Source organism: Acinetobacter sp. 25-47-122 (genome assembly GCF_056779695.1).
This window is the reverse complement of sequence record NZ_JBWYIJ010000005.1, coordinates 178,182-194,856: the sequence shown is the minus strand read 5'-3', so window position 1 is coordinate 194,856 and position 16,675 is coordinate 178,182. Positions and strand designations below refer to the sequence as shown.

General features: G+C 39.4%; 15 protein-coding genes and 1 riboswitch. Of the genes, 2 read left to right on the top strand and 13 right to left on the bottom strand.

The genetic code is table 11. From position 1 onward, the window contains the following. Nucleotides 1–14: 14 nt before the first annotated feature. From AC1M9P_RS06620 to AC1M9P_RS06590, 7 genes are all read right to left on the bottom strand, one after another. Nucleotides 15–263, bottom strand: coding sequence for a TIGR03643 family protein (locus AC1M9P_RS06620; RefSeq protein ID WP_481587095.1), 249 nt, complete (start codon nucleotides 261–263; stop codon nucleotides 15–17). 270 nt (nucleotides 264–533) lie between these two features. Beyond that, nucleotides 534–1,550, bottom strand: coding sequence for an ABC transporter substrate-binding protein (locus tag AC1M9P_RS06615; RefSeq protein WP_481587094.1), 1,017 nt, complete (start codon nucleotides 1,548–1,550; stop codon nucleotides 534–536). Next, complete coding sequence (gene atzF, locus AC1M9P_RS06610; RefSeq protein ID WP_481587093.1) at nucleotides 1,547–3,355, bottom strand: allophanate hydrolase; 1,809 nt, start codon at nucleotides 3,353–3,355, stop codon at nucleotides 1,547–1,549. The genes AC1M9P_RS06615 and atzF overlap by 4 nt, the downstream gene beginning before the upstream one ends. A gap of 11 nt (nucleotides 3,356–3,366) precedes the next feature. Continuing rightward, a complete protein-coding gene (locus AC1M9P_RS06605) occupies nucleotides 3,367–3,810 on the bottom strand; it encodes a CopG family ribbon-helix-helix protein (protein ID WP_035263841.1) in 444 nt (147 codons plus the stop codon). Beyond that, a complete protein-coding gene (locus AC1M9P_RS06600; RefSeq protein ID WP_257219874.1) occupies nucleotides 3,803–3,928 on the bottom strand; it encodes a hypothetical protein in 126 nt (41 codons plus the stop codon). Before AC1M9P_RS06600 ends, AC1M9P_RS06605 begins: the two co-directional genes overlap by 8 nt. Nucleotides 3,929–4,181: 253 nt before the next feature. Beyond that, nucleotides 4,182–4,814 (bottom strand): NAD(P)H-dependent oxidoreductase, encoded by a 633-nt coding sequence (locus tag AC1M9P_RS06595; protein WP_035263843.1) that lies wholly within the window; start codon nucleotides 4,812–4,814, stop codon nucleotides 4,182–4,184. 41 nt (nucleotides 4,815–4,855) lie between these two features. After that, nucleotides 4,856–5,713, bottom strand: coding sequence for an SDR family oxidoreductase (locus AC1M9P_RS06590; protein ID WP_481587092.1), 858 nt, complete (start codon nucleotides 5,711–5,713; stop codon nucleotides 4,856–4,858). Nucleotides 5,714–5,841: 128 nt separating this feature from the next. Between AC1M9P_RS06590 and AC1M9P_RS06585 the strand changes: the two genes are divergently transcribed. Together AC1M9P_RS06585 and AC1M9P_RS06580 are read left to right on the top strand one after the other, a co-directional pair. Further along, complete coding sequence (locus AC1M9P_RS06585; RefSeq protein ID WP_481587091.1) at nucleotides 5,842–6,219, top strand: winged helix-turn-helix transcriptional regulator; 378 nt, start codon at nucleotides 5,842–5,844, stop codon at nucleotides 6,217–6,219. A gap of 225 nt (nucleotides 6,220–6,444) precedes the next feature. Then, entirely contained in the window at nucleotides 6,445–8,427 is a 1,983-nt protein-coding gene (locus AC1M9P_RS06580) for an AAA family ATPase (protein WP_481587090.1), read from the top strand. 23 nt (nucleotides 8,428–8,450) lie between these two features. On the opposite strand, the gene uca is transcribed toward AC1M9P_RS06580, so the two are convergent. The 6 genes from uca to AC1M9P_RS06550 form a co-directional block, all read right to left on the bottom strand. Further along, nucleotides 8,451–12,071, bottom strand: a complete 3,621-nt coding sequence (gene uca, locus AC1M9P_RS06575) for an urea carboxylase (protein ID WP_481587089.1) — start codon at nucleotides 12,069–12,071, stop codon at nucleotides 8,451–8,453. A 2-nt stretch (nucleotides 12,072–12,073) separates the two neighbouring features. Beyond that, the gene (locus AC1M9P_RS06570; RefSeq protein ID WP_179998177.1) at nucleotides 12,074–12,727 is read right to left on the bottom strand and encodes an urea amidolyase associated protein UAAP2; all 654 of its coding nucleotides are present in this window, start codon (nucleotides 12,725–12,727) and stop codon (nucleotides 12,074–12,076) included. A gap of 14 nt (nucleotides 12,728–12,741) precedes the next feature. Further along, nucleotides 12,742–13,479 carry an urea amidolyase associated protein UAAP1 gene (locus tag AC1M9P_RS06565; protein WP_481587088.1) on the bottom strand — a complete coding sequence of 246 codons (738 nt, stop codon included), beginning with the start codon at nucleotides 13,477–13,479 and terminating at the stop codon, nucleotides 12,742–12,744. A gap of 28 nt (nucleotides 13,480–13,507) precedes the next feature. Beyond that, nucleotides 13,508–13,619, bottom strand: a riboswitch (guanidine-I (ykkC/yxkD leader). A 220-nt stretch (nucleotides 13,620–13,839) separates the two neighbouring features. Then, on the bottom strand, nucleotides 13,840–14,514 hold the full coding sequence (locus tag AC1M9P_RS06560; RefSeq protein WP_481587087.1) for a hypothetical protein: 675 nt from the start codon (nucleotides 14,512–14,514) through the stop codon (nucleotides 13,840–13,842). Between the two features lie 300 nt (nucleotides 14,515–14,814). After that, nucleotides 14,815–15,732, bottom strand: a complete 918-nt coding sequence (locus AC1M9P_RS06555; RefSeq protein WP_481587086.1) for a LysR family transcriptional regulator — start codon at nucleotides 15,730–15,732, stop codon at nucleotides 14,815–14,817. Between the two features lie 103 nt (nucleotides 15,733–15,835). Then, nucleotides 15,836–16,636: a sulfite exporter TauE/SafE family protein gene (locus tag AC1M9P_RS06550; RefSeq protein WP_481587085.1), complete on the bottom strand. Its 801-nt coding sequence runs from the start codon at nucleotides 16,634–16,636 to the stop codon at nucleotides 15,836–15,838. Nucleotides 16,637–16,675 lie beyond the last annotated feature (39 nt).

Sequence of the window (16,675 nt, the reverse complement as noted above, 5' to 3'; positions counted from 1 at the left end):
ATCTCCCAATAGGCCTACTTCAGTTTGTATTGTCGAGTACAGTAAGCTCTTAAAATATCTGGTGAGCGCTTGTGAAGATGCTTAGTATTCCGTCCCGCAACACGTTTACGCCACATTTCAAAACTACTTTTTTTTAATTGTTGTCGCATCAATCGAATAACTGCACTTTCGTTTAATCCGTATTCCAGCAGAATGGCTTCAAAGGGTGTCCGATCTTCCCAGGCCATTTCAATAATTCTAGAAATATCAGCTGTTGTATACAACGCACATGATCCTTTTTTATACGTATCAAACTTTTATGTTAATTGTTGATTCGTGAAAAATATGTGATTTTTTGTTGATTTATAGACACTTCTTACACGCTAACGCGTTCATCGTATAAAACGATTGATTTCATAATTTTAATCCGTTTCCTAGTTTTTCCATTTTTATCTATTCTTAATCCATACAAGGTAGGCAACTCTGTTACTCTACCGACCAATCATTCAGTCCAACTTTGTGCCCAGTGCAAGCCCCTCTGCACTGGGCTTTTTTTATTTAAATGATTCAACCAATTTTGGATAAATCAGCCCATCAATATCTAGTTTTACCGTATAAACTCCATTTTCAAGATTAAACTTATTGACATGATAAGTTGATCCATAAATAGAATCTAAAGTTGAGGAGCGTTTAAATACCTTTTGATTTGCCTCAAGATCCAACAAATGTGTGCCTTGAATAAATTGTTCATATTGCTCAGGTTCAACACCAACACGCTTAGACATAATCATCAAAGCATCGTTTCTCGTCTCAGGGTCTTGAATAAATTTGACGGTTCGATCCCATACTTGTAGCACTTTTTTCCACTCTGCTTGATGCCTAGATAAATGCGTCATATTTACCGTCAACGTATCATAGATCAATCCTGGTTTATCTTGAGAACTATAAATGATTTTGGACCCAGCTACGCTTTTTAAAGCTTGATTTGCTACAGGTTGCCATACAGCAATGGCATCAACATCTTGGCTGCTAAATACTTGGGGTAATTCGTTGGTTGCTGCATTAATTAGTTTGATTTCATTGGCTGATATATTTTGATCTGAAAGTGCGGTATTCAATAAATTATGATCGACTAGCCCTTTTTCGACTGCAATCGTTTTACCCTTAAGATCTGCCACACTATGAATGCCCTCTTTAGCAAGAATGACATCATTCCCTGATGAATAATCAGTTGCTAAAATCATAATGCCCCGCGTTCCACCTGAGGCAATGACCAAATTATCCCCATGAGAAACAGAAACCGCATCCAATTGGTTTGCTGCGAAAGCATTCATAGAGGCTGAATAATCAAACCATTTAAACTCTACGTTTAATCCAGCTTCTTTAAACCACCCTTTCTCAATAGCAACTTGCCATGCCACCCATCCCGGCCAATCACTGTAACCAATCCGAATCGGTTGCATTGATTTTTCGGCTTGAGCATGTTGACTTGGTTCTGGAATTTTTGCGGTTTTATCACAACCCACGAATAACAGTGCAGTTCCAATGACTCCCCATACCATCGTTTTCATTGCACCACCTCACCAATGCTCGTGCACTTAAATTTAGTATTGGTAAAATTTGAGGCTTGAATATAATCACGCCATCCACCAAAGTGACTGATATCAAGTGCATCTGCTAAAGCATGGTTTTCACATATAAAGCCTTTCACCCATGTTCCATCAATGAGTTGTACATTGCCAATACCAAGTGGTGCTGGGACTTCAGCAACAATGTCACCGAACAATGCTCTTGGTACATCCCACACTTCCACTTCAATAGAATGACCTGATGTATCTCGTTGTAGCCCCGGCTTAGGTGGTTGAGTATTTTTTAAAGCAAATAGTTTGTAATACGGCGCAGTACGCGTTTTTTTTACCAAGGTGGCTTGTCTGCTCGTTAACTGAAAATTCAGCGGCATGCCTGTAAGATGTGCTCCCACCACTGCCAATTTAACGGTGTGCTCAGATCCTATTGATTTATGAATTTGATAGCCTTGCTTTGACGTTGCTAAATTTAATCCTGAAGTCGCTTGCCATTGCTGACCGAAGTGTGCCAAAGCTTGATCCATCCAAGCGCCAGCAATTAAGGTGATACCACTTGGCAAACCATCATCACGGATGACATTCGGAAGTGCCAATGCTGATAAATCAGCAAAATTAACAAAATTGGTATAAGCCCCCATATGCGAATTCTTTTGGATCGGATCTGCTTCAACATCTGCAATGCGATAAATCGAAGGAGCTGTTGGCACCATCAACGCATCATAATTTTCTAATTGAAGATTAATCTGTCTAGCCCATTCTGCACGCTGATACTCATCTTGCATCACGTCTACAGCATTGAATTGATCAGCTTGATCAATAATTTGCTTAATTACCGGATGACATTGCTCACGTCGAACTTTGTGTTCGACGGCATGCGTACGCTCCGCAACCCATGAGCGGTTATACAATGCGGCAGCCAATTGATTAAATACTGTGAAATCAATCTCTTCAACTTGAAAACCGAGCGATTTCATTCGAGTAATGGCTGTTTGAAATGCTTGCTCACTTTGAGTATCACCATAAAATTCTAAGTGATCTGGGATTGCAATCTTGCCCTTCGAAAATTGTGTCGGAACTGTTCTCGGATGCTGTCTTGAATAAGCATCGGTCGCATCATAACCTTGCATCAATTGCGCTACCGTCCAAGCATCCTCTACTTGAGTTGCAAAAATTGAGATCACATCAATACTTCGACATGCAGGGATTAAACCTGTGGCTGAAAACCAGCCTTTGGTTGGTTTGAGTCCGACAATATTATTGAAACCCGCGGGAACTCTGCCAGAACCCGCTGTATCAGTACCGAGGGCGAATGGTACATACCCATTTGCTACTGCAACCGCTGAGCCAGAGCTTGATCCACCGCTGATATAATCCGGATTGAAACTGTTTTTTACTGCCCCATAGGGTGAACGTACGCCAACCAATCCCGTGGCAAATTGATCTAGATTGGTCTTGCCCACCACGATTGCACCAGCAGATTTAAGCTTAGCCACTACGGTTGCATCTTGCGTTGCTAAATAAGCCGCATCTGGGCACGCCGCAGTGGTATAAAATCCAGCAACATCAATATTGTCTTTGACAGCAAATGGCACGCCATATAACGGAAGATCAGCGATATCCTGATGGACCAATGCATCAATCTGCGCCTGTATTTGCTCTGCACTGGCTATTGAAATCCAAGCGTGATCATCATTGCAGAGTTCATCAACATAACGCTTTAAGTCATTCAACTGAATAGTTTGATTTGTATAAGCCTGTTGCCAATCTTGTATAGTCCATAATGTCTGCACGGCGGTGCTCCTTATACGTGTTCCGAATTTTGAGGAATAGGTGGCATGACTGCATCCATCAGCTCTAAATGCCCCTTAATTACCCCTTTTAATGCTTTAAATTGCTCACTGATCGCTTTTAGGTCACTGCTGACCCCTTGCATCAACATCACCTGCATGACTTTGTCATCATCTAATTGGATATGTAGTGAACTAATCACCTGAGTCAAAAACTGTTGCTGTAAATCAATAAGTTGTGTTCTTAATGGCTTTAAACTGACGTCATACAGTAAGGTTAAAGTACCGACCATGACCTCATTTCGGCTGACGAGGTCATTGATCAAATGGTGGTTAATCATGTCAACAATGGCTTGAGATCGGCTTTCATAATGTTGATCTACAATTTTTTGATCCATAGCCTGCAATGTATTTTCAGGTAAAGTGATGCTGATCCGCGCCAGCTTCTGTTTAGGCACGTTTGAGCTCCTTAGGTTTTTGAGATTGTTGTAGGTGTAAACCCGCACGGACGCTCATCAGTTCAATGAAGAATTGAAGGATGGGATGCTTCGATTGTTTGGATTGATTTGTCGTCATCTGCAGCACCTCTAGGTATTACAAAAAAAAGAATTGGTAATACTAGTTAAATGCAGAAAACGTGCCAAAACTTTTCTTGAGATATATAAAAGAGAGCTAGGAAAAAGTCGTCGGAAAGATTCAAAAATGTGCATGAATCAAAATTGTGCACTTGATTTGTTCAATGTTCAGAAATGCAAAAAGACCGCCTTTCTGGAGATAGACGGTCAACTCGAATAGTTATTATTTTGTCTTCTTGTTCTAATGAAATACTTTACTGGATATCAGTGACGAACTCCTCACGCGGAATACGGAATTTCTTCAATCCAATTAACCAATCTTTTTCTGGATTACGGCGACCTAGTGCCAATAGCACCACAGACTTTAAGCCTTTTTCTTTTAAACCTAATAATTCATCCAGACCATCTTTATCAAAACCTTCCATTGGCGTTGCATCTACACCTAACTCAGCTGCTGCCGCAATTGCCATTCCAAAGCCAATATGTGCTTGTTTTGCAGTATGGTGGTATTGCTGCTCTTCAGTAAACGTCGAGAACAGGTTCTTTAAGTTTTGCACCACATCCATGGTCGTATCTAAAGGTAAATGACGCTCACGATTCATTGCGTTATAGCGTTCATCAATACGCTCGTCTGGAATCGTATCCCAAGCCGTAAATACCAAAAGATGCGATGACTGGGTAATTTGCGGTTGATTCAATGCAACTGGTGAAATTTTCTCTTTAAGTTCTTGGTTACTGATCGAGATAATATGGAACGGTTGTAAGCCCGCTGAGGTCGGTGCTAAACGCGCAGCTTCAAGAATTTGATCGACTAATTCTTGCGGTAGTTTTTCACCAGTCATTTGTTTGGTTGCATAACGCCACTGTAAAGCTTCTAATAATTTCATGTATTTACCTATAATATTTGAATGTGAATATTTTTAATTCTTTAAGCGTATAAACTTGCCAACATTGATTTGAGTGATTGGCTTTGACGACCTAAAAGTTGTTCTAAATCTTGGCTTTGAACTTCATACTGTTGATGTTTAATATCTACGACTGTGCCATGTGTGAGATAGATCAGAAATTCGGGCAAACCGATTCTTTTTAACAACTGTTGATAGGCTTCTTCAGTGAGATCGTGATATTCCACTGGTATTGTTTTGAGTTGACTTAGCTCATCAGCAATAACTTGATAACTATAAGCTTGGCTGCCGACTAACTCATAGACCTTATTCTCATGATCATTTTGAATTAAGGCATTTGCTATTGCTTCTCCTAACTCAGCTCTTAGCACATAAGGCACTTTTCCGGCACCCCCAGAGAGCTGGATGCCTGTATCGATGACCCGTTCACCGATAATTTGTGGAATCGCTTCTGCATACATGGTGTTGCGTAGGAGTGTATATTTCAGTCCGCTTGCTTTGAGGTAATCTTCAGTTTGAAAATGACTGATCATCAAATCCTTCACCGCTGAATTTTCGATATTTTGAATGGACAAACCTGTGTAATACACATGTTGAACACCTGCTTCAAGCGCAGCGTCGATGACATTCTTATGTTGTTCAAAGCGATTCATTTCCATCGTTGAAATGAGAAGTAGCTTGTCGATACCCTGAAAGGCTTTGATCAAACTTTCAGGTTGATTGAAATCTCCTTCACGGACTTCAATATGTTCGTTGACATAAGGTTTGGCTTTTTCTAAGTTTCTCGCTAATACAGCAAATTCATTGTTTTGTAGCTGTTGCTTTAATTGTTGCACTACACTTCGCCCTAAATGGCCAGTAGCACCAGTAACTAAAATCATTCAATAACCTTGGATTATTTTTGCAATGATGTAATTTATAGGCGAGTTAAAAAACGAGATCACTATACTGTTGTATAGTGAATTTAGGATTTCATTTGATTAAATTTTATGACGAGATGGGAGGATAGATGGCTGATTTTATGAAAGAGAATGCTGAAACATTAAGCGAAGATGACCAATGTAATTTGATGTTTATTGTGGCGCTTAAAAATGCCATGAACGTCATTAATGGCAAATGGAAACTTGCGATTGTTGCAACCATGATTAAACAGCCACGCCGTTTTAATGAGATTGAACGTCTGCTGCAAGGCATTACACCAAGAATGATTTCTAAAGAGCTCAAAGAACTTGAATTGAACAATGTTGTTGAAAAAATTGAGTCTCTTGATGAAACCACGGGTAAAACGACTTCAATGTATGATCTTACGCCATCAGGTCGGAGATTAGAAAAGTTGATGGTGCAAATGGCGGTTTGGGGACAAGAGCATAAAGAGAGTTTGAAATAATTATATTTTTTTATTGATCGAATCAAGGCGGTCTAAGTCTAAGACCAGTACCACAATTTTTGCATCGATGACTTGATAGACCAAGCAATAGCCTGCCGATCTCAATTTCACTTTATAAAGATCAATTGGGCTACTGAGCTCATTTTTATAGAGTATTGGTAATTTTTATCAATTTGAAAAGAAATAAATTACTGCTAAATTAGTCACCAAATATAGGGACTTTTTATGACAGAAAAATTATATTACTGGGCTGAAAATTTAGAAGGTTACAGTTCAGATAATGATACAGAAACCGATAATGAAGAAGTAATAGAAATAAAACGTCTTAATTTTTTCATTGGTAAGAATAATGCAGGAAAAAGTAGATTTTTAAGAAATCTATTTATTAGTAATTATCCTAGTGGATTTTATAACTTACAAAAATTGGTCAAGAATTTAAAAATTTTAAAGACACGTTTACCTAATTTAGAAACACAGTTTGGATATAGTTCAAGCTATTCCAATATTAAACATAATTATAAAGATCTAATTCAAGATTTGGAAAATAATAAAGTAAATCAGTTAATCTATTTAAATTCTTCCATTAAAGGATTTTTAGAAAGAGATAATAATTTAAAAGGATTTTTTGAGGATTATAGTCTTTTCGAGATAAGTGATGAAGAAATTGTAAAAATTTCTGGTTGTTTTTTAAATAGATTTTATATCCCTATTCTACGTGGAATGCGTCCGGTCACTAACCAAGAAAACAAACAACCATACATCGAACGTGCTCAAAAAGATTATTTCCCCAATAGAGATAAATTTAATTCTAAAAACATTATTACAGGTGAATGCCTATACCATGAACTTAAAATTCATTTGCTAGGTGAGCCTGAACAACGCGAATTAATTAAAAGCTATGAAGAAAAATTAAGCCAATATTTCTTTGATAACGAAGCTGTTTCATTGATTCCTAAACATGATCAAGACGTTGTGAATATTAAAATTGGTAAAGATAAACAATTTGCTATATCTCAATTAGGTGATGGTCTGCAACAAGCCATCATTTTGACTTATGAAGCATTTATCAACAAAGATAAAACACATGCTTTCTTTATAGAAGAACCAGAACTTCATATGCATGCAGGTATGGTTCGTCAACTCATGAATTTTTACTTAAATGAAACGCCACATTATTACTTTTTTACCACACACTCGAATCATCTTTTAGATATGGCAGATGAATCAGACCAAGTCATGATTCAAAAATTTGTGAAGCAACCTAAAGAAGATAACTCGAGCGAATTCGAGTTTAAGATTTATCGTTGTGACCGAGATCGTGACTTACTTGCTTCTCTCGGTGTACGTCCTTCTTCGGTTTATTTGGCAAACTGTACTATTTGGGTAGAGGGTATTACAGATCGGCTGTATATCACTAAATATATGCAGAAATATTTAGAAGTTTTAAAACAAGAAGAAGCCTTATTCGTTGAAAGAAAACCTAATAAATTAGATTTATATAAATTTCGCTCATCAGATATTCAACGGCTAATGCCGAATTATCACTACACTTTTGTAGAATATGCAGGTAGCAACTTAACGCATTGGGACTTCAGAGATAAATTTACTGATCATTTAGATGATCGCGGTTTAAATGCTCTCTTAACAACAAGTAGCGTCTTACTTATTGCAGATGGTGATATCAAAAATAAAAGTAACAGAGCTGAAATTCTAGAAGAAAATCTTGGTGAAAAATTTTTACTTTTAAAATGTAAAGAAACTGAGAATACCCTTCCATCAAACATTATTTACCATGCTTGCCGTATTAAATTTTTAGGCTTAAAGGATGCTTTTCAGGATAATGAGCTAAAAAGAAATATCCTTTCCAATCATCCATCCATAGATGGCATGCAAGCAGATACAAAAAAAGGTTTCGACATTTTAAAGCTAAATATTTCTAAAAATTATTTCCATGCTAAAAATGGAATTGGAAAAATTATCGATGATCAAATTAAAGATGGTGATCCTAAAACTGACGATGGCAAACCTAAAAAATGTTTTTCCGATCAATCAGGCACTATTAAAGAAAAACTTAAATTTTGTCGCTTAGTTCTAACAGTTATGGATCATGTTGAATGGGAATTAACTGATTCTGCTAAAGAATTATGTGAGAAAATATTCGAACACATTATATCGGAAAATCCTTTACCAAATAAAAAGACCGCCTAAGCGGTCTTTTTATTTCTATTTCATCAAGCCACTGGAGCCAACGTAAACAATACCTGTCCCGTTTTCACCGTTTGCCCTTTTTCAATGGTAATCGCTTCAACCTTCATACGCTCAGGCGCAATAATCGGAATCTCGATCTTCATTGCTTCAATCACCGCAAGCGTTGCACCTTCTTCCACAATATCCCCTGACTGACATTCAATTTTCCAAATTGAACCCGGCATATGCGATTCCACCGCACAGCCCCCTTCAGGCACTTCTACGCCTTCACCATCATCCACAGCATCTAAACTTTCAGAGACATATTCTGCAAGTCCTGCCTCATGCCAGCGACGGCGTTCAGCATCAAAGTTCGCTTGTTGCACAGCCTTAAATGCTGAAATCGATGCTTGGTTTTCAGTTAAGAAGTCGTTGTACTCTTTTAAGTTCAACACGCCTTCTTCAATACGCAATTTTAAGCGACCTGCTTTAAAGTCCTCACGCATGTGCATCAGTTCAGTTTCAGAGACTTCATAGAATTTAATTTGGTCAAAGAATCGTAGTAACCATGGCTTACCTTGCTCAAAGTCAGCATTTTTACGATAACGTGACCACATTTGCGTAGTACGACCAACAAACTGATAGCCCCCCGGACCTTCCATGCCATAGACACACATATAGGCACCGCCAATGCCGACAGCATTTTCAGGGGTCCAAGTCCGTGCAGGGTTATATTTAGTAGTGACTAAACGCTGACGTGGATCAAGTGGTGTTGCTACAGGTGCTCCCAAATACACATCGCCTAAGCCCATCACCAAATAACTTGCGTTATAGACGACATCTTTTACGGCTTGTTTGTCTTTTAAGCCATTAATGCGACGAATAAATTCGATATTGTCCGGACACCACGGTGCATCTGGACGAACGGTTTGCATATAGCGCTCGGTGGCAAGTTGCGTTTGTGAATCTTCCCAAGCCAGTGGTAAATATACAGTCCGTGATGGGACTTGCATCTCGGTCACATCAGGCAATTCAGCTTCAGCCACTTGCAATAAACGCAGTAAATCAAGCTGATCGAGTTTGATCGAGTCAAAATGGATTTGTAGCGAACGAATACCCGGTGTTAGGTCAATAATGCCCTGAATATTCTGTTTTTGAACCCATTGCATGAGGGCATGAATACGGAAACGTAAGTTTAGATCAAGCACCAACTCGCCATATTCAACCAACATATAGTTATTGCCGGCAGGACGATACACCACATCAGGCGCACCATTTTCACCTTTTAAGGTATCGAGAACCGCATTTTTTAGAGTTGCGAGTTCAGGATAGAACGACTCATCAAATGCCACCGCTTCTGTATCTGAAGCTTCTAATTGCGCATGATATTTTTCATTTAAAAGTTTGGCTTGGTGATAGCTTACAGGGACAAATTTCACTTTGTCACCGGCTTTAAGCTGACCGAGTTTCCATAGTTCAGAATGAATCACCACTGCAGGACAAACGAAACCACCGAGACTTGGACCATCTGGACCCAAGATAATTGGCATGTCACCGGTAAAGTCGATGGCACCAATGGCATAGGCATTGTCATGAATGTTGGATGGATGCAGACCTGCTTCACCACCGTCGATACGCGCCCATTCAGGTTTTGGACCAATTAAACGGATACCGGTCCGGCTTGAGTTAAAGTGAATCTCAAAGGTATTGGCAAAGAAGGTATCAATATCATTTTTGGTGAAGAAATCAGGCGCACCATGTGGGCCGTACATCACCGCAATTTCCCATTCATGGCTAAATGAAGGCACTTGTTCAGGTGCAAGAGCTTTAATTTCATCGCTTGTGAATGCTGTAATTGGGAGCATATCGCCAATCAGTAAGTTACGCCCGGCATGACCACCAAACTGACCCAAGGTAAAGGTTGATTGTGAACCTAAATATTCAGGTACATTTAGCCCGCCTTTGATGCCGATATAGGTGCGGCAACCTGTTGTAATTTTGCCACATTTTAAAATCTGACCTTTACGCACATTGATGGTTTGCCACATTGGCACAGCTTCGCCATCTAGTGTTGATGGCATATCGCCACCGGCAAGCACAATTTGACTGTCACAATGGAATTTTAACGTTGGACCTTGTAGCGTACATTCTAAGCCTGCAGTGTTATACGCATTGCCAAGCAATTGGTTCGCAACATTGAGTGATAATGGATCAATCGCACCTGATGGTGGCACACCAACATCCCAGTAGCCCAAACGTCCTGTAACATCTTGCACAGCAGTTTGAATGCCAGCTTGTAACACTTCAATCTTTTGGGTTTTCCACTCAAAAGTATTTAAAAAGCGTGTAGTTTGTGTGCCGGCTTTAAATACCTCACAGTCGATAATGTTTTGTAAATATTCAAGATTGGTTTCAATCCCTGCAACTGAGGTTTTCGCCAAAGTATCGGTCATAGCTTGAATCGCAGAAGCACGATCATCCGCAGTCACAATAATCTTCGCAATCATCGGGTCATAGAATGACGATACATTGGAACCTGTTTCTACCCATGTTTCATTTCGGGCATTGTCATCAAACTCAACATGGGTGAGTAAGCCTGCACTAGGTTGGAAATTCTTGATTGGGTCTTCAGCGTACAAACGTACTTGAATCGAATGCCCTTTCGATTCGAGTTTTTCAATTGGTGCAGTCCAATCACCGCTGGCTAATGTCACCATCCATTCCACCAAGTCAACACCAAAGACTTGCTCGGTCACGCCATGTTCCACTTGTAGACGGGTATTCACTTCCAAGAAATAGAATTCTTGTGTATCGGTATCCATCACAAATTCAACCGTACCCGCAGAACGGTAATTTACCGACTGCATCAGTTGAATGGCAACATTTTGGATGTAGGCACGCTGTTCATCATTGATATGCGGTGCAGGCGTTTCCTCAATTACTTTTTGGTTACGACGCTGTACTGAACAATCACGCTCACCGAGTGCGATCACCTGACCTTGACCATCGCCAAAAATTTGCACTTCGATATGACGGGCATTTTGCACAAATTTCTCTAAGTACAAACCGGCATCTTTAAAGTTGGCTTGGGCTAAATAAGACACGGTTGCATAAGCATCTTTCAGTTCAGCTTCATTCCAGACCAAGCGCATGCCGATCCCACCGCCACCGGCCGTACTTTTCAGCATCACAGGATAACCAATACGATTCGCTTCCGTTAAGGCTTCAGCTTCATCTGCAAGTAATTGACTACCCGGTAATAATGGCACATTGGCTTGAATCGCAAGCTCACGCGCCGTGTGTTTCAGACCAAAGGCACGCATCTGCGCAGAATTTGGTCCAATAAAAGCAATACCCTGTGATTCACATAGGTCGCAGAATTCAGCATTTTCAGACAAGAAGCCATAACCTGGATGAATGGCTTGTGCTCCGGTTTGTTTAGCAACCTCTAAGATTTTTTCAACGTTTAAGTAGCTTTGGCTGGCTGGTGCTTCACCGATATACACCGCTTCATCCGCTAAAGTCACATGCAGTGAATCACGATCGGCCTCTGAATAGACTGCAACTGATTGGATACCGAGTTTTTTAAGGGTACGAATGACACGACACGCAATTGCACCACGGTTGGCGATCAAAACTTTATTCAATCCATATTTTTTAGTCATGGTTATGCGTCCTCGCCTTCACGGATGATCAATTGAATTTTGGTTGGGTTATAGGCATTACAAGGATTATTCAGTTGTGGGCAGTTGGAGATCAGCACGATTAAATCCATTTCCGCTTTAATTTCCACATATTTACCCGGTGCAGAAATACCATCATCAAACTTTAGATGCCCCTCAGAGGTCACGGGCACATTCATAAAAAAGTTAATATTTGGACCGATGTGGCGCACGTTTAAGCCATGTTTTTTGGCAATTGGATGCTGAGACAATGCAATCATGAAATTGTTACGGCAACTGTGCATTGGATATTTGTCATGTGCATAACGAACGGTGTTACTTTCACATGAACAAGCACCGCCTAAAGTGTCATGGCGACCGCAGTTATCATCATGGATGGTGGCAATTTTGTTGCCAAAGTTGGTGTATAGAGCTGTGCCTTTTTCTAAATAGATTTGTTGATTAATCGCTAAGGTATCAGTTGCGCTATAACGCTCTTCAGGGTTTGATGCCGAGATAAACAGCGTATCCACCGCTTGGTTGCCTTCTAAATCCACAATACGGAAATACTGTCCTTTTTTGACTTCGCACATCCATGCTTCACCGGCAGGACAAACTTCGCTTAAAACTGATTTTTCTAATTTCACTAATGCAGTCATGTTGTATCCCCCAATTAAGCGCTGAGTGCGTAGTAACGATTATTGTTTTGAAATGCACGCTGATTTTGCGGGCATGAATCACGACATACATCGCTGTCGCTTAAAGGAAGTGCTTTGTATAAAGACAATTGAACATCGGCAGGCGCATATTCCGTGCTGTTATCTAAAGCATGCGGTGCGGATGATAAGAACACTAAGCAATCCATTTCAAAGCGCAGTTCAATCACTTGATCAGTATTGTCAGATGCCACATAACTGAGGTTGCCATTGTCATCTGGTTGAACTTTGGAAAACAGATTTAAAGTACTGCTAAGGTCTGTTGCGGATAAGCCGAATTTGGTCATTTCAAGCAGTAAAGAATCTTTGCCGTTACGGTACATGTCGTTGCGTACATCTTGAAAGGTTTTTGAACCAAATTGTTGTTCAATTTGTTGTGCGGTACTTGGTGCACAAAATGCATCATTCCAGCCATGGTCATCTTTGACGATAGAGATCATCGCGCGACCAAGGTCAGATGCAAGGATATGTCCTGTACTTAAAAATGCCGTATGTTGCCCTTTTAAGCTGTCTGGCATGTTGTAGCGTTCGAGCTTATCTTCGCTATTGATGCAGTACAGTGCCACATTGGCATTTTTACCTAAGGCTTTGAGTTGTAATACTGCGCCACGCTGAATACGTGCTGACCAATGGTGTCCACCCGGTAAACGTTCCGTCCAAAGGACTTGATCTTCGTGATAAGTTATTGTGCTCATATGCATCCATCCCAATCTTCTACGGTTTACCTCCCGGGCTTTTATCCCTCCGTGTAGCTTGAGCTTGCAACTTAAGCCGTGAACTCTCGGTCGCAGACATACATGATTGTTCATGTATCGGAACCCTAGATCACTTTATGATGATGTAGATAGATGCAAAGGCTATGCCAAAGTAATACTTTTTTGTATTTTAGTATTACTATCGCTTGATATATAACATTTCTCTTAGAGCTGATTGTATTGAACAGAATTTAATTCAAGTAAACCTGTTGAATCAGTCGGAGTAAAGAATACTCGGTAAGCACCGAAATTAACCTGCGTGCAATTTTCTTGTGCAAAGAAAAAAGCTAACACATGATTCTATTTTGTTTGTTTTGAGCGGTTATTTTCTGATTGCTTAAGTAGGTTTAGACTCTGATTGATATCACGCACAGTGATTAACTTAAAAATCATAACTAAGCTTCCAAGTGCTACGGACAAAAGAAATACAAGTAAAATGATTAAAGTCATCCCTGTGTTTAATGCGCTATCTGAGGTATAACGAGCTAAAAACCAAGTAAAATTTGAAAATATAAAAAAAGCTAAGGAACCGGTGACGGTATATAGAGCACCATACGCTAACCCTTTAAAGACTAATTCCCGTTCTGAATAAATACATTGAATTTCTCCATTTTCAACTTTAAAAAATTTCCATGTAGTGCGAAGGGACTTCACTAAGTAAAAATAGTAATCTGCATATTTGCGTATAAGTATATCGGTTAAAAATGAAGGAATCTCGACACCGCCATTAAGTTGATCACTGGCAATTTTCTTCAAAAAAGGATCTATTGTTTTATTCGGGCTTACAGAGATAAATTCACGAATGTAAAAAGATGCAGCCTCATATAAATTTTTATTTTCATTAAAACTTTTCAGACTCACAAAATACGTTTTTCGACCGTAAAAGACAGCAACGATACCTATAAGCGTCGTACAGATAATCGAAAATAAGCTGAGATAGTCTGAAACTGAAAATGAAGGTATGAGTTGTATCATGGATATAATCTTAAATTTATAATGAATTGAGTTTTATAATTAAAAAAAACACTTAGATAAATGACCAAAATGGTGGGCAATGGGCTGAGATCAAATCGTTTACTGTCTACAAACAGATGATGAGTCCAATGTATCGATGTCAGACATCACTCTTAGTTAAAAAAGTATAATCTAAAGCAAAAAATTCGTCTTCATACAAATAATAGCGACTATCTAATTTTCATCTTAACTTTGCTCATTATTAATATGAAGATTCATTCGAGGTTCAATCTTCACTTTATTCAGAATGATTAAACTTTCTTACATGTAATAAAGTTTTCTTGATTCTGAAAATTTAGCTAATTTTTTTAAAAATGAATCGAAATAATCTTTTTCCTTATCTTCAGTTCGAAAACCTGCATATAAAGTACGCCTTAACCCCTCTGGTGCAACGCAATCTAGGCGACGTGAAGTGACCCACCCTTTGGTTTCATATTCGTTTACCACCCAATCTGGTAAAGCTGCGATTCCACGCCCACTTGCGACTAACTGAATCAGCATCTGGGTCAGATCTGTGGTTCGAATATTTTTTGGAAGAATATTTGCAGGAATGAACAACTTCGACATGATATCTAAACGATGTTTGTCTACTGGAAATGTAATCAGCGTTTCATCAGCTAAATCTTGAACAGTAATGTTTTTTGCACGTACCAAAGGATGTGTTGTAGATAAAACAAGTCGTGATTCATATTCAAATACTGGGAAATATTCAACTCCCTTTAATGCAATTGGGTCTGCAGTAATCAACAAATCAAATTCGCCATTTTGTAGCAATTCATGAGGATTTGCTTCAAACCCTGATGCGAAATCTAAATCAACATCAGGATATTGGTTTCGATACTGATTTAATATCGGCATGAGCCAATCAAAACAACTATGGCATTCTGAAGAAAATGTAATTCTACCAGTTTGCCCATGGATAATACGCGTGATATCGCTTTGAGCAATCTGAACTTGCGGTAAAATTTCATCCGCTAACTGCAACAGTCTTAAGCCAACATTAGAAAAAGTAATTGGTCTCGTCTTGCGGTTGACGACTTCAACCCCCATCCACTGATCAAGCTCACGTAACTGATGAGATACGGCTGAAGGTGTAATGCAGAGATCACTCGCTGCAGCGACTAAAGAGCCATGCTCTCTCAAAGCCAATAGCATTTTCAAATGTTTTAGTTCGATCATATGGGAAAAAACTCAAATCATGATCCCTCTAGGGACATATTAAAATCTTCGCTTTAGCCCACATTAAGTGAGCTATCTAGGCTGATAAGACATTTGGGTGAAATTAAATCAATCCTTTTACAAGGAAGATACTTCCTATGATAACCAACAAGACAGCGAAACATTTCTTTAACATTGCTGGCGATAAGGCATGTGCAGTTTTGGCACCAAATTTTGCTGTTATAAAACTCATCACACTAATGCCAATGAAAGCATAAATATGAACATACCCGATGGTATTCGGCACATTGATCTCAGCAGTCATACCAAAAACCATAAACCCTATAGCACCAGCTAGAGCTATTGGTAATCCACAAGCAGCAGATGTACCGACAGACTTTTGCATCACCACCCCATAACGATTCAGATATGGAACGGTCAGACTACCACCACCTATCCCAAAGAGTGCAGATGCAATCCCAATGACACTACCTGCTGCAACTTGCTGACTTGATGAAGGAAGAGCCATTGTTGAATTCATTGCTTTGTTCGCGCCTGTAAACATAGTATACGCCACCCAAATCAAAAATAAGCCGACCATGATTTGAAGATGTAATCCCGGTAACAAACCAGCAATTCCAGCACCTGCAAAACAGCCGATGGCCATGGGTAGAGCTAAATTTTTAAATACAGGCCATAGCACAGCACCATTTTTATGGTGTGCCATTAATGAGCTAATCGAAGTGACAACGATTGTTGCTAAAGATGTACCTAGTGCCAGATGCATAATGACATCAGGATCATAACCCATTTGGGTAAAGACAATAAAAAGTAGTGGCACAATAATCGTACCACCGCCTACACCAAACAGCCCAGCCGCAAAACCAGCAAATGCACCGATGATTAAAAAGGTTATAAGTTCCACAATAGACTAACTTTTAAAAAGATGAAGGGATTAAGGGGT

Coding starts and splice junctions, on each gene's coding strand:
- AC1M9P_RS06615 (WP_481587094.1), bottom strand. CDS start 1,550: ATGAAAACGATGGTATGGGGAGTCATTGGAACTGCACTGTTATTCGTG.
- AC1M9P_RS06600 (WP_257219874.1), bottom strand. CDS start 3,928: ATGACGACAAATCAATCCAAACAATCGAAGCATCCCATCCTTCAATTC.
- AC1M9P_RS06595 (WP_035263843.1), bottom strand. CDS start 4,814: ATGAAATTATTAGAAGCTTTACAGTGGCGTTATGCAACCAAACAAATG.
- AC1M9P_RS06590 (WP_481587092.1), bottom strand. CDS start 5,713: ATGATTTTAGTTACTGGTGCTACTGGCCATTTAGGGCGAAGTGTAGTG.
- AC1M9P_RS06585 (WP_481587091.1), top strand. CDS start 5,842: ATGGCTGATTTTATGAAAGAGAATGCTGAAACATTAAGCGAAGATGAC.
- AC1M9P_RS06580 (WP_481587090.1), top strand. CDS start 6,445: ATGACAGAAAAATTATATTACTGGGCTGAAAATTTAGAAGGTTACAGT.
- uca (WP_481587089.1), bottom strand. CDS start 12,071: ATGACTAAAAAATATGGATTGAATAAAGTTTTGATCGCCAACCGTGGT.
- AC1M9P_RS06570 (WP_179998177.1), bottom strand. CDS start 12,727: ATGACTGCATTAGTGAAATTAGAAAAATCAGTTTTAAGCGAAGTTTGT.
- AC1M9P_RS06565 (WP_481587088.1), bottom strand. CDS start 13,479: ATGAGCACAATAACTTATCACGAAGATCAAGTCCTTTGGACGGAACGT.
- AC1M9P_RS06560 (WP_481587087.1), bottom strand. CDS start 14,514: ATGATACAACTCATACCTTCATTTTCAGTTTCAGACTATCTCAGCTTA.
- AC1M9P_RS06555 (WP_481587086.1), bottom strand. CDS start 15,732: ATGATCGAACTAAAACATTTGAAAATGCTATTGGCTTTGAGAGAGCAT.